Annotated in this window: 19 protein-coding genes, 1 riboswitch and 1 other annotated feature; of the genes, 8 read left to right on the forward strand and 11 right to left on the reverse strand. The window is 38.8% G+C overall.

Features of this window, described 5'->3' with window-relative positions; translation table 11 throughout:
* Window positions 1–25: 25 nt before the first annotated feature.
* The 4 genes from trhA to MHB58_RS14585 all read right to left on the reverse strand — a co-directional run bounded on the left by trhA (window position 26) and on the right by MHB58_RS14585 (window position 5,431).
* Complete coding sequence (gene trhA, locus MHB58_RS14570; protein WP_014823074.1) at window positions 26–667, reverse strand: PAQR family membrane homeostasis protein TrhA; 642 nt, start codon at window positions 665–667, stop codon at window positions 26–28.
* 196 nt (window positions 668–863) lie between these two features.
* Complete coding sequence (locus MHB58_RS14575) at window positions 864–1,298, reverse strand: CoxG family protein (RefSeq protein ID WP_339262785.1); 435 nt, start codon at window positions 1,296–1,298, stop codon at window positions 864–866.
* A 169-nt stretch (window positions 1,299–1,467) separates the two neighbouring features.
* A complete protein-coding gene (gene leuS / locus MHB58_RS14580) occupies window positions 1,468–3,882 on the reverse strand; it encodes a leucine--tRNA ligase (protein ID WP_008408180.1) in 2,415 nt (804 codons plus the stop codon).
* Between the two features lie 112 nt (window positions 3,883–3,994).
* Window positions 3,995–4,210, reverse strand: a binding site (T-box leader).
* A 51-nt stretch (window positions 4,211–4,261) separates the two neighbouring features.
* Complete coding sequence (locus tag MHB58_RS14585; RefSeq protein ID WP_339262787.1) at window positions 4,262–5,431, reverse strand: MDR family MFS transporter; 1,170 nt, start codon at window positions 5,429–5,431, stop codon at window positions 4,262–4,264.
* Window positions 5,432–5,564: 133 nt separating this feature from the next.
* On the opposite strand from MHB58_RS14585, the gene MHB58_RS14590 reads away from it, so the two are divergent.
* The 3 genes from MHB58_RS14590 to MHB58_RS14600 are packed head-to-tail and all read left to right on the forward strand — an operon-like array spanning window position 5,565 to window position 7,554.
* Entirely contained in the window at window positions 5,565–6,521 is a 957-nt protein-coding gene (locus tag MHB58_RS14590; RefSeq protein ID WP_008408169.1) for a TIGR01212 family radical SAM protein, read from the forward strand.
* On the forward strand, window positions 6,518–7,099 hold the full coding sequence (locus MHB58_RS14595; RefSeq protein WP_087618457.1) for a class I SAM-dependent methyltransferase: 582 nt from the start codon (window positions 6,518–6,520) through the stop codon (window positions 7,097–7,099). The genes MHB58_RS14590 and MHB58_RS14595 overlap by 4 nt, the downstream gene beginning before the upstream one ends.
* Before the next feature lie 41 nt (window positions 7,100–7,140).
* On the forward strand, window positions 7,141–7,554 hold the full coding sequence (locus MHB58_RS14600) for a pyrimidine dimer DNA glycosylase/endonuclease V (RefSeq protein ID WP_339262792.1): 414 nt from the start codon (window positions 7,141–7,143) through the stop codon (window positions 7,552–7,554).
* A gap of 21 nt (window positions 7,555–7,575) precedes the next feature.
* Here MHB58_RS14600 and MHB58_RS14605 read toward each other — a convergent pair whose 3' ends face one another.
* Window positions 7,576–9,036 (reverse strand): alanine/glycine:cation symporter family protein, encoded by a 1,461-nt coding sequence (locus MHB58_RS14605; protein WP_014823069.1) that lies wholly within the window; start codon window positions 9,034–9,036, stop codon window positions 7,576–7,578.
* Between the two features lie 132 nt (window positions 9,037–9,168).
* On the reverse strand, window positions 9,169–9,972 hold the full coding sequence (locus MHB58_RS14610; protein ID WP_008408165.1) for an alpha/beta hydrolase: 804 nt from the start codon (window positions 9,970–9,972) through the stop codon (window positions 9,169–9,171).
* A 253-nt stretch (window positions 9,973–10,225) separates the two neighbouring features.
* Here MHB58_RS14610 and MHB58_RS14615 point away from each other — a divergent pair, with 253 nt between their 5' ends.
* On the forward strand, window positions 10,226–10,738 hold the full coding sequence (locus MHB58_RS14615) for a gamma carbonic anhydrase (RefSeq protein ID WP_014823067.1): 513 nt from the start codon (window positions 10,226–10,228) through the stop codon (window positions 10,736–10,738).
* 116 nt (window positions 10,739–10,854) lie between these two features.
* Here MHB58_RS14615 and metK read toward each other — a convergent pair whose 3' ends face one another.
* On the reverse strand, window positions 10,855–12,051 hold the full coding sequence (gene metK / locus MHB58_RS14620; protein WP_008408155.1) for a methionine adenosyltransferase: 1,197 nt from the start codon (window positions 12,049–12,051) through the stop codon (window positions 10,855–10,857).
* A gap of 263 nt (window positions 12,052–12,314) precedes the next feature.
* Window positions 12,315–12,430: riboswitch (SAM riboswitch) on the reverse strand.
* Window positions 12,431–12,629: 199 nt separating this feature from the next.
* Between metK and pckA the strand changes: the two genes are divergently transcribed.
* On the forward strand, window positions 12,630–14,216 hold the full coding sequence (gene pckA / locus MHB58_RS14625) for a phosphoenolpyruvate carboxykinase (ATP) (RefSeq protein WP_008408153.1): 1,587 nt from the start codon (window positions 12,630–12,632) through the stop codon (window positions 14,214–14,216).
* Between the two features lie 109 nt (window positions 14,217–14,325).
* On the opposite strand, the gene MHB58_RS14630 is transcribed toward pckA, so the two are convergent.
* The 4 genes from MHB58_RS14630 to MHB58_RS14645 all read right to left on the reverse strand — a co-directional run bounded on the left by MHB58_RS14630 (window position 14,326) and on the right by MHB58_RS14645 (window position 16,526).
* On the reverse strand, window positions 14,326–15,129 hold the full coding sequence (locus tag MHB58_RS14630) for an alpha/beta hydrolase family protein (RefSeq protein WP_014823066.1): 804 nt from the start codon (window positions 15,127–15,129) through the stop codon (window positions 14,326–14,328).
* Complete coding sequence (locus tag MHB58_RS14635) at window positions 15,113–15,580, reverse strand: NUDIX hydrolase (RefSeq protein WP_014823065.1); 468 nt, start codon at window positions 15,578–15,580, stop codon at window positions 15,113–15,115. The genes MHB58_RS14630 and MHB58_RS14635 overlap by 17 nt, the downstream gene beginning before the upstream one ends.
* A gap of 65 nt (window positions 15,581–15,645) precedes the next feature.
* Window positions 15,646–15,954, reverse strand: a complete 309-nt coding sequence (locus tag MHB58_RS14640) for a transposase (RefSeq protein ID WP_014823064.1) — start codon at window positions 15,952–15,954, stop codon at window positions 15,646–15,648.
* 128 nt (window positions 15,955–16,082) lie between these two features.
* Entirely contained in the window at window positions 16,083–16,526 is a 444-nt protein-coding gene (locus MHB58_RS14645; RefSeq protein ID WP_014823063.1) for a Dps family protein, read from the reverse strand.
* 203 nt (window positions 16,527–16,729) lie between these two features.
* Between MHB58_RS14645 and MHB58_RS14650 the strand changes: the two genes are divergently transcribed.
* From MHB58_RS14650 to MHB58_RS14660, 3 genes are all read left to right on the forward strand, one after another.
* Window positions 16,730–16,888: a hypothetical protein gene (locus tag MHB58_RS14650; RefSeq protein WP_014823062.1), complete on the forward strand. Its 159-nt coding sequence runs from the start codon at window positions 16,730–16,732 to the stop codon at window positions 16,886–16,888.
* The gene (gene yidD, locus MHB58_RS14655; RefSeq protein ID WP_065215473.1) at window positions 16,885–17,118 is read left to right on the forward strand and encodes a membrane protein insertion efficiency factor YidD; all 234 of its coding nucleotides are present in this window, start codon (window positions 16,885–16,887) and stop codon (window positions 17,116–17,118) included. The genes MHB58_RS14650 and yidD overlap by 4 nt, the downstream gene beginning before the upstream one ends.
* Window positions 17,119–17,221: 103 nt before the next feature.
* Window positions 17,222–18,208 carry a metal ABC transporter solute-binding protein, Zn/Mn family gene (locus MHB58_RS14660; RefSeq protein ID WP_014823061.1) on the forward strand — a complete coding sequence of 329 codons (987 nt, stop codon included), beginning with the start codon at window positions 17,222–17,224 and terminating at the stop codon, window positions 18,206–18,208.
* The last annotated feature ends 15 nt before the right edge of the window (window positions 18,209–18,223 follow it).

Below are 18,223 nucleotides of genomic sequence, written 5' to 3' on the forward strand. Positions count from 1 at the left end.
ACTATAACAGGATTGACTCTTTTGTTTATACATATAAGTAAATTGCGAAGAACATCGCGACACTGCCGCCCATAACAAATAAGTGCCAAATCGCATGGTTGTATGGAATGCGGTCATTTTTGTAAAAGTACGTGCCGACCGTATAGGACAGTCCACCCATTAATAATGTGGCAAAACCGGCGATGCCAATATGTGCGAATAACGGCTTGGCTACAAAAATAATGAGCCAGCCCATCCCGATGTAAACGAACAGCGATAGTAATTTAAAACGGTAAACAAAGAATTGTTTCAGTACAATACCGATTGTCGCTAAAATCCATTGAACCGCAAAAATTGTCCATCCCAATTTGCCGCCAATTGCGACTAATACGATTGGTGTATACGTACCTGCAATCAATAAAAAAATGGAGCTGTGATCGAGCTTTTTCAGAAATGTTTTATGTTTTGGCCATGAATGATACATCGTTGAAGCGAAATACAGGCAGAACATTGAAATACCAAAAATAATATAGCTTACGAGCTCTAATGTTGTGCCTTGATGCTGGGCTTTGTTCACTAACAGCAATGTTGCGGGAATCGTCAGCAATGCGGCAATCCCGTGTGTCAGCCCGTTCCAAAATTCTTCTTTTGTACTATATCCACTTTGTTCCATCATGATTTGTGTCATAAAGCCACCTCTTTCATTATTCAATTATAAAAAATTGTGTCTGTTTGTTATAGAAGAACTTGTCATGCTTTCCATATGATATTTATCATGGATTTGCTGGAAATCTAGGGAGGGCCTGTCCATTAAAGCTATACCCCCTTCTTTCACATAAAAAAACCCACTGGGAAAAATTTTTTCCAGTGAGTTATTGATAGTCTTATGCCTGGATATGGCGAGCGATTTTTTCTGTTAAGCGAGTCGTAACTTTCGGCAATAATACTTTAATAGCCGGATTCAATACTGCTCCAGAAAGACCTCCAGCAGTTACTTCTACCACACCTGTCATATATGTACCGCCATCTTTCGGCTCAGCTGTAAATTCGCCGCCGCCTTTAATATTATCCGATAGCCCAGTTATTTCAAATCTGATGTTAGAAGGCTCATTCATTTCGATAATTTTAATTTCGATTTCAACTTTTTTCTTTAAACCTTTAAAGTTTCCTTCGAATGTCCAATGTGATGTTTGGGCATCCAGTTCTTTATGTTCTTTGTACGCCGGAACTAATACAGCCCATTTTTCGATTTTACTTACGAAAGCCCATACTTGTTCCTGGCTAACTGGGATTTGTACTGAATGTGATGCTTGTGCCATGTTGTTACACTTCTTTCTACTATTCATTAAATGTGACCATTTACTATTCTAGTATTACATAGAAATCGGTTACGCAACATAGTTATTTTTGCTTTTCATATGAAATCTAAATAAAAATACACGGTGGTTTTCCAAATGAAAACACCGTGCATTAATTTTATTTGATTAATTATTTAACAACGATATTAACTAATTTACCTGGGATGACAATTACTTTCACAACTGTTTTCCCTTCGATAAATTCTTGTACTTTGCTGTCTGCTAAAGCAACTTTTTCTAAATCTTCCTTAGTAATATCTTTTGCAACCGTTACTTTTGCACGTACTTTACCTAAAACTTGTACAACAACTTCGATTTCATCGTCTACTAGTTTTGACTCATCGAATGTTGGCCATGTTGCATACGTAATTGTATCTTCATGTCCTAAAATTGACCAAAGCTCTTCAGCAATATGCGGTGCGATTGGCGATAAAAGTTTCACGAAGCCTTTTGCATATTCTGTTGGAATAACTTCCGCTTTGTAGCAATCATTAATGAATACCATCATTTGTGAAATTGCTGTGTTGAAGCGAATGCCTTCGTAGTCTTCCGTCACTTTTTTCACAGTTTGGTGATACACTTTTTCCAATGTTGTGTCAGCAGAATCTTGAACTTTTGCAGCAAGCTTTCCTTCATCTGTGACGAATAGACGCCAAATACGATCTAGGAAACGACGTGCCCCGTCAAGACCGTTCGTGCTCCATGCTACAGAAGCTTCCAGTGGACCCATGAACATTTCGTATAAACGTAATGTATCAGCACCATGTGAAACGATAATGTCATCAGGGTTTACAACATTGCCTTTAGATTTAGACATTTTTTCATTGCCTTCACCTAGAATCATCCCTTGGTTAAATAACTTTTGGAACGGTTCCTTCGTATGAACAAGTCCTAAATCATAAAGCACTTTATGCCAGAAGCGTGCGTATAGTAAGTGAAGTACCGCGTGCTCTGCGCCACCGATATAAATATCGACTGGTAGCCAATGTTTTAATAGTTCCGGATCTGCAAGCGCCTGATCATTTTTCGGATCGATATAGCGCAGGAAGTACCATGATGAACCGGCCCATTGTGGCATTGTATTCGTTTCACGGCGTCCTTTTTTGCCTGTTACTGGATCAACTACATTCACCCATTCTTCAATATTTGCAAGTGGTGATTCACCAGTACCTGAAGGACGGATATTTGTTGTTTTCGGTAATTCCAATGGCAGTTCCTCTACAGGAATCGTAGTCATTGTGCCATCTTCCCAGTGAATTACTGGAATTGGTTCTCCCCAGTAGCGTTGACGGCTGAATAACCAGTCGCGTAAACGGTAAGTAATTTTCTTTTCCCCTACACCATTTTCCACTAACCATTCAATTGCCTTCGCAATACCGTCTGCTTTATTTAATCCGTTTAAGAAGTCCGAGTTAATATGCGCACCGTCACCAGTGAATGCTTCATTCTCAATGTCTCCGCCTTCAAGAACTGGAATGATTTCTAAATTGAACTCTTTTGCAAATTCATAGTCACGCTCATCATGTGCAGGAACAGCCATAATTGCACCAGTTCCGTATGTTGCCAATACATAATCCGCAATCCAGATCGGCACTTGTTTGCCGTTGATCGGGTTCACTGCATAAGCACCTGTGAATACACCTGTTTTTTCTTTTGCTAAGTCTGTACGTTCTAAATCAGATTTTAATGATACTTTTTCCAAGTATGCCTCTACTGCTTCTTTTTGCTCTGCAGTAGTAATGTCAGCTACTAATTTATGCTCTGGTGCTAATACACAGTATGTCGCGCCAAATAATGTATCCGGACGTGTTGTAAATACTTCGAAGTTTTTGTCTGTGCCAGCAACAGTGAATTTCACTTGTGCGCCTTCAGAACGGCCGATCCAGTTACGTTGCATTTCCTTAATTGATTCAGGCCAGTCAACATCAACTAAATCATCGACTAAACGGTCTGCATATTTTGTAATACGCAGTACCCATTGTCGCATCGGACGACGTACTACCGGGTGACCGCCACGCTCAGAAACTCCGTCGATTACTTCCTCGTTAGCAAGAACCGTACCTAATGCTTCACACCAGTTTACTGCCACTTCATCTACATACGCTAAATCCATTTCCACTAACTTAGTGAAAATCCATTGCGTCCATTTATAATAAGACGGGTCAGTTGTGTTAATTTCACGATCCCAGTCATAAGAGAAGCCTAGCTCGTTAATTTGACGTTTGAATGTCGCGATGTTTTTAGCTGTAAATTCAGCTGGGTCATTCCCTGTATCAAGTGCATATTGCTCTGCAGGTAAACCGAATGCATCCCAACCCATTGGATGAAGGACATTGTAGCCTTGCATACGTTTAAAACGAGACAAAATATCTGTCGCTGTATAACCTTCAGGGTGTCCTACGTGCAGACCCGCACCTGATGGGTAAGGGAACATATCCAATGCATAAAACTTTGGCTTATCCATTTCATTTTCAGTTTTGAATGTTTTATTGACATCCCAAAACGTTTGCCACTTTTTCTCAATTTGCTGATGATTAAAACTCACAATAATTCCTCCTTTAAATATATTCTTGCTGTGGTTTATGTATTTTAGGCGTATCATCAATGATTTAACAGAATATTTAAAAAATAAAAAAATCCCGTCCCATCTTATGATAAGAAGGGACGAGAGATATTTTTTACTCCCGCGGTACCACCCAAATTAGTGACGCAGCACTCAGCTTCATTTCTTAACGCGAATACACGGCCATTAGCTACTATTACTTCACTAAAGCAAACTCCGAGGCGAGTTCAACTTGACACTTACCGGCTTCCACCTGCCGCCAGCTCTCTATAAAGTGTGTCCATTTACTATTCCTCATCACAGTCAATATTATTATTTCATTCATTTTAACGAATTCAACACAAAAGCACAAGTAACTGTTTTATGTTTGTTCTTTTCCTAGCGTACGATCAAAGAGCAGACATGGAATAATGGCAACGATAATTAGTACCGATAATATAAGCATTAATATTTGCATGCCATATAAATCTACCATTAACCCGCCAAACACAGGCCCAATCATCCGCCCAATTGTCGATGCACTATTGACGAGCCCTTGATAAAAACCTTCTTGTCCATGAGGTGCCAGTTTATTGGCAATCATCGGAATGACCGGTGTGAAGAACACTTCCCCAAATGTCAAAATGACCATCGCTGCAGCAAACATCTTAAAGTCCTGGGCAAAATAAACGACGATATAAGATAGCGACATCAATATCAGCCCAAGCACCAGCTGATGCTTTATTTTGTTTTCCCAACGTGTAACAAGCGGACGGATAATCGGCTGAACAGCAACGATCATAAAGCCGTTGATTGTCCAGAGTAAACTGTATTCAGACAGGCTCATTCCTAATCCTTGTGTATAAGAAGAAATGGTCGCGCTCCATTGGGAGTAGCTTAACCAGCAGACGATTAAAGATATACTTAATATACTAAGCGCCACAATCGGCCCTCTGTTTCTTCTTTTTGTCTCATTACCTGAGAAAGGTTTTGTTGTCAGTCCCTTCATATCAAAACGCTTATATGTTGTGATGACAAGTACAAAAAATACAGCATAGAAAAATAGATTCGCACTAAATACATAGTCAAACTTAATATCGGCAACAATGCCAGCCAATGCCGGGCCGATTGCGACCCCTACGTTGTTTGCCAAAAAGATCGAGTTAAAAGCACGTCGACCTCCTTCTGGCCAGGCACTTCCTGCAATCGCATAAATCGCCGGGTATACAATCCCTCCACTAAAGCCCATCATCGTTAAAAATATGATGTATTGTGGCCAATCATGCCAAATCGTTAATAGTGTGATTGACAATAAATTAAATACAACCCCAATTAAAATTGCTTTATAGCCACCTAATTTATCAAATAAGTAACCGCCTACTAGATTGCCGAAAACACCAGCCAATGAATTTAACATAAGGACAATTCCAGCGGTAGTTAAGGATTTTCCTAAATGATCATGAATATAAATACTATTTAAAGGCCATAAAAACGAATTTCCGACCGTATTTACGAATGTACCAATAATTAATAGCCATACTTGTTTCGGCACTAACTTTCCTCCTTCAATATTTGCTCAATTTACTAGTTTATTCTTTAACAGGAATTTGTACAAGAAAAAGATTTCTATTAGGACACGATGTTCTGTCCATGTTAGAATAATACGTTAGAGGAGTGAACAAGGAATGACAGAAACAAATTTTCCTTTCCCGTCAGATGGGAAACGTTATTATACATGGAATCGCTATTTACGAAACGAATTCGGAAAGAAAGTATACAAAGTCGCTTTGGATGCAGGGTTTGATTGTCCAAACCGTGATGGGACGGTCGCTTTTGGCGGTTGTACATTTTGTTCAGCAGCTGGTTCAGGTGACTTTGCGGGCAGTAAAGTCGATCCGATTCCCGTACAGTTCGAAAAGATCAAAGCAAAAATGGAGAACAAATGGAAAGACGGCTTAACAATGGCCTACTTCCAAGCGTATACAAATACACACGCTCCACTTGAAGTACTAAAGGAAAAGTTCGAAGCAGCGCTTGCCTGTGAAGGAGTAATGGGCCTTTCAATTGCAACGCGTCCAGATTGCCTGCCGGACGATGTTGTAGAATATTTGGCAGAGTTAAATGAACGCACGTATTTATGGGTAGAATTGGGACTTCAAACGGTTCATGAAAAAACGGCCAATTTAATTAACCGTGCACATGATTATGCGACATATGTGGAAGGGGTTAATAAATTGCGCAAGCATGGCATTCGTGTAGTGACGCATATTATTAACGGATTGCCGCTAGAGGATTACGATATGATGATGGAAACGGCCCGTGAAGTGGCAAAGCTCGATGTCCAAGGTATCAAAATCCATCTTCTGCACCTTTTAAAAGGAACACCACTTGTGAAGCAATACGAAAAAGGCATGCTGGAATTTATGGAAAAGGATGCTTATATTCAGCTTGTAGCAGATCAGCTTGAAATTATTCCGCCTGAAATGATTGTCCACCGTATTACTGGTGATGGTCCAATCGATTTAATGATCGGTCCGATGTGGTCTGTCAACAAATGGGAAGTTCTGAACGGAATTGATGCAGAGCTGGAACGTAGAGGTTCTTATCAAGGGAAGTTTTATAAGGCGGAAGTGTCCAAATGAAATTAGAACGTGTTCTTCAATATGCCCAAACATTATTGGAAATGTCGGTTTCCGAGGGTGATATTGCGGTCGATGCAACAGCTGGAAATGGACATGATACTCTTTTTTTAGCAAATCTCGTTGGGGATGACGGCTATGTATATGCTTTTGATGTGCAAAAAGAAGCGGTTGATGCGACATTGCACCGTCTGCTCGACAATGCACTCGAGCATCGGGCTATTGTTTTAAAAGACGGACATGAAAATGTAGCAAATTATATTCATAAACCCGTATCAGCAGCAATTTTCAATCTTGGCTATTTGCCCGGCAGCAATCATGAAATTGTGACAAAGCCGAATACTACAATCCAAGCGATCGAAAGTTTGTTAAAGCTGTTAAAAGTCGGAGGAATGATCGTTTTAGTCGTCTATCACGGTCACGAAGGCGGAAAAAATGAGCGCGATGAAGTAATCCGCTATGTAAGTGATTTACCGCAAAAACATGTACATGTTCTGCGCTATGAATTTATGAATCAGAAAAATGATCCCCCGTTTATCATTGCATTAGAAAAAGTAAAAGAATTTCCGATAGAGGGCTAAGTTTTCTTAGCTCTTTTTCATATCCTTAATGAGGTGAAATGATGCGTTTATGGCATACCGAGTTAATTCCCTTTATCCCAAAAAGTCAGCTGCTTGCCCAGTGGCGCGAGTTGAACAGCATTTTCGTGAAGGAAGACAACCATGTATTAATCAATTATATTTATGAATACCCAAAAGAGGATTTATATATTTATACGCAAATTGTTCTGAAGGAAATGCGCGCCAGAAACATTACAATTCGTACGATTGATAAGATGGATCGTTATTTTGTCGATCTTCGTTTGTCTGAAAATGAATACTATCCGCCATACAGCCGCCACCATAATGATAAGTATTTAACGATTTGCTACTATAATTTATATGAAAAATATATTCGCGGACAAAAAGATTTTACTGCGGAACAATTTGAGGCACTACATCAGTATTATTCCATAAAAAAAGGAGCAGCTTTTTAACTAGCTGCTCCTTTTAATCTACTAATCTTTCTTATATGTCTCCCAGAAATCAGCATTTTTAATTCCGAGTTTTTTCGGATCAAATACTGGGTCTTTTCCTTCTTTTTTCTGTTGCTCATAATCCTTCAACGCAATGAGGGCCGGTTTCATGATGAATAATAGCATAATTACGTTAATCCAAACCGTTAATCCTAAACCAACGTCACCGAATGCCCAAGCTAAATCGGACGTTTTAACTGTGCCGTAAAATGCCGAAGCCAATAATACGAATTTCATTAACAATATCCCGATACGTCTTGCACTGCCATTAAACATATACGAAACATTTGTTTCAGCAATATAGTAATATGCCATTAATGTAGTGAAAGCAAATAGGAATAAAGAAATTGCGACAAACCCTGAACCAAAGTTATTTAAAGATGGGAACGCATCATTTACAGCTGCTTGTGTAAAGCCTGAATACGTAATCGTCTCATCCATTTTTGCTTCAATCAGAGCTCCGTCTTGACTACCCTCATGGACATTGTATGTACCCATGAATAAAATCATTAATGCTGTTGCAGTACATACCAAGATTGTATCAATATAAACTGAAGCTGCCTGCACTAAACCTTGCTTTGCAGGATGCGATACTTCTGCAGCAGCAGCTGGATGTGCACCAGTACCTTGACCTGCTTCGTTTGAGTAGATGGCACGTTTTACACCCCAGAAAATTGCGCTACCGATCATCCCGCCAAATACTGCATCTGTAGCGAAAGCACTACGGAAAATTAAAGCAAACACTTCAGGCACAGCTGTAATATTCATAATAATAATAATAGCCGCTACTAACAAATACGCTAATGCCATGAATGGTACTAAAATTTGGGCAGCATTTGCAATACGCTTAACACCACCAAAAATAATAACCGCCAGCAGGAGAATCGTAACTAGTCCAGTTACCCATGGTTCAATTCCAAATGCATTATCAACTGCACCTGCGATGGCATTTGCCTGAACTCCAGGCATTAAAAATGCAACAGAGATAATCATCGCAATGGCAAAAATAACACCTAATGCACGTATTCCAGTTGTTTTTTCAATGTAGAACGCCGGACCACCACGATACTGTCCATCTTTTTTCTCTTTATAAATCTGAGCTAACGTCGACTCCATATACGCCGTTGATGCCCCGATAAATGCTGTCACCCACATCCAGAACACCGCACCCGGACCACCGAATGCAATAGCTGTTGCGGTACCAACGATATTACCTGTACCGACACGGCCCGACAATGCAATCGACAATGCCTGGAACGAAGATACACCTGCTTCTGATTTTTCTCCTTTGAACATTAACTTGAACATGTCTCCAATTAGCCTGACTTGTGCAAACTTTGTTAGGATAGAGAAAAATAAACCAACGATTAAAATACCATAAATCATAACAGGACCCCATAAAATATTGTTGGCCCATCCTACAAAATCATTCAAGAAACCCATACTATACCCCCTTTGTTGAAATAATGTATTAATTTGAAATTTAGTATATTACAAATATTCGAAAATTTCGATATATTTTTTTTAAGGAAATAAAAATAAACCTAACAAAGTATGATTTTGTTAGGCTTATCACTATTCAATAATATATCCCAAGTCTCTTAAAACATTATTAATATAATCTATCGTAAATTTAAAAACATCTTCCCGTTCCACTTCAAAATAAAGGCTGTGGAGGCAACCTTTCCATTGCTTATAGTGAAACTCGGAAAGCGTATGCTCTGTTATCCATTTCTTAGATGTACTAATGTCTGAAACTTTATCATTTTCACCCGTCATTAATAATACTGGGATATCCGGAAACTTCAATTCAGGGTTACGGATTGTCCGCGACATTTGCTGCCAGTCGCGATACCATTTTACCGTCACCATACTCTTCAACGGTAATTGCTCTTTTAGTTCCATTAACACATCTGTGTTCCGCGTAAGATGGTGAGGCTCCAACTCATGTTTCAGCTTAACATTCGATGTAATGGCGCTGAAGCTTGATAAAGCATTCGACAATTTTCCCGGTGCCAGCTTTAAATTAAACCAGGGGGATGCTAAAACAACACCCGCACATTCTATTTTATTGTTCTGAAGTACATACGTAGCTATTGCAGCCCCTAGGCCATTTCCTACGATAAAAAGCGGTACGTTATATTCTAGTGCCACTTTCAATAATACTTTTGTATACTTATAATATTCTTTAAAATCTTCATCATGATACGTTGTATACTTTCCTTGCTCTCCATGTCCAGGTAAATCCCCCATTACAACATGAAAGTGTGAGCTGCGGAACTTTTCAATTAACCATGCGTACCACCGATGATGTTCATATGCGCTATGAAGAATAACGACTACGGCTTTTGGTTGTTGCTCTGTTTCCCATTTCCACATGGCCAATACTCCTTACATATAAAATATTTTTATGACATAAACACGTGATCCTTTAATTCAGGAATGAGTTTGCCGATTATCAAAAAATTACGATATTGCACCTTCTTTAACATCGGCATCATTATATTACTATTTATTTGTATAATTATAATACATTCCGTTCTAAAAGAAATGTTAATTGAAAAATCTTCACGTTTTGTTACGATATCTATAGATTTATCTACAATTTTATAGAAGAAATGAGGAAATGCACATGATTTACCCTTATAAGGATAAAATACCAACGATTCACCCTTCTGCATTCATTGCAGACTATGCCACAATTACCGGTGATGTAACAATCGGTGCCGAAACTTCAATTTGGTTTAACACGGTAATTCGTGGCGATGTAAACAAAACTATAATTGGTGACCGTGTCAGTATCCAGGATTTGAGCTGCCTTCACCAAAGTCCCGCTGCCCCTCTCATTATTGAAGACGAAGTAACAGTAGGTCATCAAGTTACATTACATAGCTGTACAATTAAAAAACGCGCTTTAGTTGGTATGGGTTCCATCATACTGGACGGGGCTGTTATAGGCGAGGGTGCATTTATTGGTGCCGGCAGTCTTGTACCACCGGGAAAAGTGATTCCTCCCAATTGTTTAGCGATGGGTCGCCCAGCAAAAGTCGTACGTGAAGTGACAGCAGAAGATCGCGCAGATATGGATCGGATAATTTCAGAATATGTGGCAAAAGGGCAATACTATAAATCACTTCAAAAATAATTTAACAGTCATTCCCCTCTTTGAATCTTATAAATCTATACCTTGTTAAAAAGAAATCTTATATAAGATCATAAAAAAGGAGCTATCCATTAAACTGGATGCTCCTTTTTATTATATTAAATTCCTGCTTTAGCTTTCAATTCAGCCGCTTTATCCGTACTTTCCCATGGCACATTTAAATCTGTGCGACCGAAATGTCCGTATGCTGCTGTTTGCTTATAAATCGGACGACGTAAATCAAGCATTTTAATAATGCCCGCAGGACGTAAATCAAATAGCTCACGTACCCAGTTCACGATTTTTGATTCTTCTACTTTTCCTGTACCGAATGTATCAACCGCGATTGATACAGGTTGTGCAACACCGATTGCATACGCCAGTTGCACTTCAGCACGGTCAGCTAGGCCAGCTGCTACAATGTTTTTAGCAACATAACGTGCTGCATATGCTGCAGAGCGGTCAACTTTTGTCGCATCCTTACCGGAGAATGCTCCGCCACCATGACGCGCATAGCCGCCGTAAGTATCAACAATAATTTTACGACCTGTAAGACCTGCATCTCCTTTAGGCCCGCCGATTACGAAACGACCTGTTGGGTTGATGAAGTATTTTGTTGCTTCATCCAATAATTGAGCAGGAACAACCGGTTTAATAACGTGCTCTTTAATATCTGTTTGAATTTGTTCTAATGTTGCTTCTTCATCATGCTGTGTTGAAATAACGATTGTATCCACACGAACAGGTTCATTGTTTTCATCATATTCGATTGTTACTTGTGTTTTACCATCCGGACGTAAATATTCCAATTCTCCTGATTTACGTACTTCTGTTAAACGACGTGCTAATTTATGAGCTAAAGAAATTGGCATCGGCATTAATTCCGGTGTTTCGTTACATGCATAGCCGAACATTAATCCTTGGTCGCCTGCACCGATTGCTTCCAGTTCATCATCCGTCATTGAACCTTCACGTGCTTCCAATGCTTGGTCAACACCTTGTGCAATGTCAGGTGATTGCTCTCCTACAGCTACTAGTACTGCAAGGTTTTCCGCATCAAAGCCGTACTTACCGCGTGTGTAGCCGATTTCTGCCACTGTATCACGGATAATTCCTTTCATATCTACATAAGTAGAAGTTGTAATCTCACCAGATACTAGTACTAAGCCTGTTGTTACCGTAGTTTCACAAGCTACACGTGCATTTGGATCTGCAGCTAAAATAGCGTCTAAAATGGCATCCGAAATTTGGTCACAAATTTTATCCGGATGTCCTTCCGTTACACTTTCTGATGTAAACAGTCGACGATTTGTCATGTCATTTCCTCCTAAATCACTTTGGCAATTGTTTTTTATTGATACGGTACTCATTACCCATGTCCGTTATATAAAGCAATTACGCTAATGCGTATCTACCTTTTAACGTCAAGCTATATTTGCTTTAACACGAGGGTCTGAAAGGCTGTAACTATATAATTTTCGCTCAGCACGAAATTGTAAAACAAAATAAAAAAAATCCTTTCTCTCATAGCCGTGTTCATCACACGTGAGGAAAGGATATTACGTTTCGTTACCTTTCACTCTTATCGTTCAAGGGAATTTTTGCCCTTGCATCAGGTTGGCACCAACACGTATAAAATATACGCAGGTTGCCGGGTTTCATAGGGCCTGCCCCTCCACCAGCTCGGGATAAGAGTATCCGTTCAATTAAACATCTTACGCAAAAAAACAAGTGCTGTCAACAAATTTTGACGTATTTCGCAATGTTTAAAATTCCGGAAAAAATAATTTGCAATTAGTATAGATTATTTCACTTAATGTGTTATACTATTTTTGAATTAGGAATCAACTCCCCTCTATAAGGGAATACTATAAAAAAGGATGGTATTTAATAGATGAATTCGGTAGAAATTGCTAACGAGCTGAAAGAACTTTTAAACGGGGAAAACATCAAAACTCAATTATCTGTTCCACAATTAGTTGAAAAAGCTACATCACGCGGAGAAGCCGTGCTGACTGTTGAAGGTGCATTACGTGCCCAAACAGGAAAATACACTGGCCGTTCTCCAAAAGATAAATATATAGTAAAAGAAGAAATTTGCAACAATAAAATCGATTGGGGCAAAGTTAACCGTCCGATTTCTGCAGAGGTATTTGATAAACTTTATGTGAAAGTTGTAAATTACTTAAAAGAACGTGACGAGTTATATGTATTCAACGGTTTTGCAGGTGCAGACAAAGAGTCTCAATTATCCATTAAAGTAATTAATGAATATGCTTGGCATAATCTATTCTGTCATCAATTGTTCATCCGCCCAACAGCAGACGAATTGGCTAAACATGTTGCCGAGTTTACAATCGTATCTGCGCCAAACTTCAAAGCAGATCCTGAAGTAGACGGTACAGGATCGGAAACATTCATTATAACATCTATTGAAAAGAAAATCATCTTAATCGGCGGAACTGAGTACGCAGGTGAAATGAAGAAGTCAATCTTCGGTATTATGAACTACTTATTGCCTGAACAAGGTATCTTCCCAATGCATTGCTCTGCAAACGTTGGTGAAGGTGGCGATGTTGCATTATTCTTCGGTCTATCTGGTACGGGAAAAACAACTTTATCTGCTGATAAAGATCGTAAATTAATCGGTGACGATGAGCACGGTTGGTCTGATAACGGCGTATTCAACATTGAAGGTGGATGCTATGCAAAAACAATCAACCTATCTGCTGAAAATGAGCCGGAAATTTATAATGCAATTCGCTTTGGTTCAGTACTGGAAAACGTTGCGGTAGATCCTGAAACACGCGAATGCGACTATGCTGACGGTTCATTAACAGAAAATACACGTGTCGCTTACCCTATCGACTATATTGACAATATTGTGTTACCATCAGTAGCAGGTCATCCAAATACAATCGTCTTCTTAACAGCCGATGCATTTGGTGTATTACCTCCTATTTCTAAATTGACAAAAGAGCAGGCAATGTATCACTTCCTAAGTGGTTTCACATCAAAACTTGCCGGCACAGAACGTGGTGTAACAGAGCCAGAACCAGTATTCTCTACATGCTTCGGTTCTCCATTCCTACCGCTTGCTGCAACAGTTTATGCAGAGCAATTAGGTAAGAAAATTGATGAGCACGGTTCACAAGTTTTCCTAGTAAACACTGGTTGGACTGGTGGCGAATATGGTGTAGGCAGCCGTATGAAGCTTTCTTATACACGTGCAATGGTTCGTGCTGCAATCGATGGTAAATTAAATAACGTTGAGACAACTCAAGATGCAGTATTTGGATTAAACATTCCAGTAGCCGTTGAAGGTGTACCATCTAGCGTATTAAATCCTCGTGATGCATGGGCAGATAAAGCTGCATATGACAAAAAAGCTGCTGAACTTGCTGATCTGTTCAAAAATAACTTCACGAAATTCGAGAATGTTGATGAAGCAATCGTTCAAAAAGGCGGCCCATTAGTATAATTTACTAATGACCAACTTTATTCAATCAAAAACAAACAGCATTTTCCTCTATGGGGAAAATGCTGTTTTTACTTTGTATAAAATAAGGTTTTCCCTTATTATTTTTTTCCTAGTTCTGTTCAGACTTCTTACTTTCTTGGCGTTTCATCCAATTACATAAGTTTTTCACAGTGTCACGGTTCAAGTCTGGAGGATAATGATGCTTTAATCCGGATGAGAACCATGTCTCAACAGATTTTCCTTCCTTTTTTAAGTACTGCTCTAGTTTATAGGCATGCTCAATATCCACATGCTGATCTTCTGTACCATGAATTATGAGTACCGGAGTTTGAAGTTTTTCGATTTCAAGTAGTGGTGTCCGGTCATCATAGTTTTCCGGTACTTTATTTGGTGTACCGCCAACAATCCTTTTCAAGCCGCGCCGCATATCCACCCGCTCCCAATATGTTGCTGTCGCATCCGATACACCTGCCCATGTTACGAGCGATTTAATATCATCACGTAAAATCGCTGTCCACAATACCATTAATCCACCACGGGAAAAACCATACAGATTCACTTTGTCCACTTGAATAAAATGCTTCAGTACTTCTATACCGTTAATTGCATCATAACGGTCATCACCGGCAAATTCATCCTTACCTTCTCCCCCGCGATTTCCGCGATAGTACGGAGCAAATACTACAAAGCCTTGCATCGCAAATTGGGCAATACGTGCCGGTCTCACCATACCGATTGATTGGAGCCCCCCACGCAAATATAAAAGCGCTTCATATGTACCAGCCGCTTGTGGACGTGCCAATAATCCTTTTACACGCAGGCCTTGTGACCAATACGTAATTTCATCTAATCGGATATGGGGATTCGGTGATGGGTAATTGCGTATCGAAAAAATCTTACCATTGTCGTTCATGATTTTTCACTTCCTGCAACATCTTTTTCATTCCTGCATCCCGCATATAGAAACTTAAATTCGGCTGCTTCCACAAATCCTCTTCTGTCAGCCATAACATGCCTTCTGTTTCATGATCTCCTGTAAAAGGTTCAATGTCCTTTACTTTGGCAGTAAAAACCGCTTTGCAAAAGGGAATGTCATCATGCACGATGTAGTAGGCAAACCATTTTACATCTTCTATTACAACATTTGCTTCTTCATAAACTTCACGGATAGCCGCTTCGTATAATGTCTCTCCAGGCTCCTGCTTGCCTCCGGGAAACTCAACACCACGACGGTGATGAATCGTACATAACCATTTCCCTTCATATTGTACAAGGGCCAATACATGCTTAGGTTCAACTTCGAAAGGACCTTCATCAAATCTTAAATCTACTTTTAAATTATTTTCATCGATAAATGTAAACATCTTTTCGCTCAACTCCTCTTATTAGTGTAACGAACAGATGTCTACGGTTCAATCAAATCGCCTAATTATCGAGTAAAGTATGGCAGTTGCTCGACGAACTTTTTCGCTTCCTCGTCTCCAAATTCATGAATCAGGGCATATACCTTTTTAAGTCGGTGGTCGATTTCATGATTTAATCTGTCCAAATGATATGGAATAAACGGCATATGTGCACGGAAAGCATTTGACGCTTCCAGATGTTGCATCTGATTAAACAGCTTCATAAATACACGGGCCTTTTGCGGTTCCATTTTTAAAACAAATTCATACGAAGATCCAGGATGCAAATTGCATGTTAAATTGGCAACGGATACATAAACATTATTTTTTTCCATTATTCTCACCTCATATTTAAGGTGGACTGCAATAAAATCATTTATACATTGGAAGCATATATCGTGCAGTCATTCCATCAAATGATTAATAAAAAAACGACCCCAAAACGGAGTCGTTTTATCCAATATTAGTTGCCTAAATAAGCATTTAACATCCATGTATGCTTTTCAAGGCTTTGGAATTGAGCATTCAGTAAATCCTCTGTACGGTCATCGCCTTCTTCTGAAGCTGTTTCCATTGCCTTATTTAAAGCTCCCATAATTGTTTTGAAGTCTTCGATTAATTTAGAAACCATTTCCTCTGTTTCTTCTTTTCCTGAAGCCTCTTCAATTAGAGAAAGTTCTAAATGTTCCTTTAATGTTGCAACAGGCTTGCCGCCCTTCGTTAAAATACGTTCTGCAATTTCATCTAAATTTAAAGTTACTTCGTTGTAAAGCTCTTCAAATTTGACGTGTAATGTAAAGAATGATGGTCCGTTTACATACCAGTGGTAATTATGTAACTTCGTGTACATTACCGACCATGTTGCTACTAAATCATTTAATTGTGTGTTTAATTGTTTCTTTGCCATTTGTCCTTCACCTCATAAATTATATTTAAAACTTCGATAACGAAATTTTAATCCTGATATAAAATCTTTCTATTGCTTATATTTTTAGAAATGTATCATTGCTTGTATTATATCCGTTATCCGACTTCTTAAAACATTTAGTTCAATCATTCTTCACACTCACCGCAGGTTTTTCCTGTAAAATGGAAGTTGAGGTGAAAAAAATGAGCTTACCTATTGTATTGATTATTATCTTAACGATAATGGGTATTTTTGCATTCTCTATTATTTTACTTGCCCGGAAAAACAGCGTATCATTAAAGCAAACCGATGATTCCAAACCAATCCGGACTTATAAAAATGGAGAGCAAAAACAGCAATGAAAAAACTATTTATCGGATTAATTCGTCTTTACCAAAAATATATTTCGCCTATGACGCCACCATCTTGCCGGTTCCACCCGACTTGTTCGAGCTATGGAATTGAAGCAATTCAAAAACATGGTGCAATAAAAGGATCGATCATGACGATCATTCGAATCATAAAATGTCAGCCGCTTCATCCTGGTGGCTTCGATCCTGTTCCAGAAAAATGGCCTTCGAAAAAAAAATAATTTTCGAAGGCTTTTTATATTGTTTTTTTTTATTGAATCCTGTATGATTGAAAATGTTCAAAAATACAAATCGTAATAATTACTATTTAAGGAGATTTAATTAATGAAAAAATGGTTTTCAATCATTTCGATGTTTACACTTGTTTTATTATTAGCTGCCTGCAATGCAGATGATACGAAAAAAGACACAAACGAATCACAGCAAAAGGAAGATGCCCTTTCTGTTTATACAACCGTTTACCCATTGCAGTATTTTACGGAACAAATCGGTGGAGAGTTTGTTGATGTTTCTTCCATTTATCCTGCAGGTGCAAATGAACATTCGTTTGAACCAACTCAAAAGGATATGATGGCGTTAGCAGATGCAGATTTATTTTTCTACATTGGTCTTGGTTTAGAAGGTTTTGTTGAAAATGCGCAAAAGACTTTGGCAAATGAAGACGTAAAATTAGTTGCTACAGCTGCCAATGTAACGGAAGATCAGCTTCATATTTCCACAGGACATACACATGCTGAGCATGAGGAACATGATGACCACGGACATGAAGAAGAACACGCACACGAAGAACACGATGCGCATGTATGGTTATCCCCAATTATTTCACAGCAGTTAGCTTTAACGATTAAAGATGAACTAGTTAAAGCCTTACCGGAACACGAAGCAACATTCAATTCAAATTACGAGCAATTAGTAACAGATCTTGCGGCATTGCACTCAGACTTTGAAGAAATTGCTGCAGCTACTACGAAAAAAACATTCTTTGTATCGCATGCTGCATTCGGCTACATTGCGGGACATTACGGCTTCAATCAAGTACCTGTAGCTGGTTTAAATTCGCAAAGTGAGCCTTCACAAAAGGAATTAACGGCAATTGTTGATTTAGCAAATAAAGAAAATATCCAATATATTTTCTTTGAACAAAATGTTTCTTCAAAATTAACGGAAATTATTCAAAAGGAAGTTAATGCAGAAACGTTAACGTTGCATAATTTAAGTGTTTTAACGAAGGAAGATATCCAAAACAACGAAGACTACTTTACGTTAATGCGTAAAAATATGGATGTCCTCAAGCAAGCTTTGAGCAATTAATCATTTAAAAAGGTC

This window comes from Solibacillus sp. FSL K6-1554 (genome assembly GCF_038005185.1).
Taxonomy (GTDB): domain Bacteria; phylum Bacillota; class Bacilli; order Bacillales_A; family Planococcaceae; genus Solibacillus; species Solibacillus silvestris.

Excerpts from the sequence above, each read along its gene's own strand:
- trhA (WP_014823074.1), bottom strand. The coding sequence starts at position 667 with ATGACACAAATCATGATGGAACAAAGTGGATATAGTACAAAAGAAGAA.
- MHB58_RS14575 (WP_339262785.1), bottom strand. The coding sequence starts at position 1,298 with ATGGCACAAGCATCACATTCAGTACAAATCCCAGTTAGCCAGGAACAA.
- MHB58_RS14590 (WP_008408169.1), top strand. The coding sequence starts at position 5,565 with ATGACAGAAACAAATTTTCCTTTCCCGTCAGATGGGAAACGTTATTAT.
- MHB58_RS14595 (WP_087618457.1), top strand. The coding sequence starts at position 6,518 with ATGAAATTAGAACGTGTTCTTCAATATGCCCAAACATTATTGGAAATG.
- MHB58_RS14600 (WP_339262792.1), top strand. The coding sequence starts at position 7,141 with ATGCGTTTATGGCATACCGAGTTAATTCCCTTTATCCCAAAAAGTCAG.
- MHB58_RS14605 (WP_014823069.1), bottom strand. The coding sequence starts at position 9,036 with ATGGGTTTCTTGAATGATTTTGTAGGATGGGCCAACAATATTTTATGG.
- MHB58_RS14610 (WP_008408165.1), bottom strand. The coding sequence starts at position 9,972 with ATGTGGAAATGGGAAACAGAGCAACAACCAAAAGCCGTAGTCGTTATT.
- MHB58_RS14615 (WP_014823067.1), top strand. The coding sequence starts at position 10,226 with ATGATTTACCCTTATAAGGATAAAATACCAACGATTCACCCTTCTGCA.
- metK (WP_008408155.1), bottom strand. The coding sequence starts at position 12,051 with ATGACAAATCGTCGACTGTTTACATCAGAAAGTGTAACGGAAGGACAT.
- pckA (WP_008408153.1), top strand. The coding sequence starts at position 12,630 with ATGAATTCGGTAGAAATTGCTAACGAGCTGAAAGAACTTTTAAACGGG.
- MHB58_RS14630 (WP_014823066.1), bottom strand. The coding sequence starts at position 15,129 with ATGAACGACAATGGTAAGATTTTTTCGATACGCAATTACCCATCACCG.
- MHB58_RS14635 (WP_014823065.1), bottom strand. The coding sequence starts at position 15,580 with ATGTTTACATTTATCGATGAAAATAATTTAAAAGTAGATTTAAGATTT.
- MHB58_RS14640 (WP_014823064.1), bottom strand. The coding sequence starts at position 15,954 with ATGGAAAAAAATAATGTTTATGTATCCGTTGCCAATTTAACATGCAAT.
- MHB58_RS14645 (WP_014823063.1), bottom strand. The coding sequence starts at position 16,526 with ATGGCAAAGAAACAATTAAACACACAATTAAATGATTTAGTAGCAACA.
- MHB58_RS14650 (WP_014823062.1), top strand. The coding sequence starts at position 16,730 with ATGAGCTTACCTATTGTATTGATTATTATCTTAACGATAATGGGTATT.
- yidD (WP_065215473.1), top strand. The coding sequence starts at position 16,885 with ATGAAAAAACTATTTATCGGATTAATTCGTCTTTACCAAAAATATATT.
- MHB58_RS14660 (WP_014823061.1), top strand. The coding sequence starts at position 17,222 with ATGAAAAAATGGTTTTCAATCATTTCGATGTTTACACTTGTTTTATTA.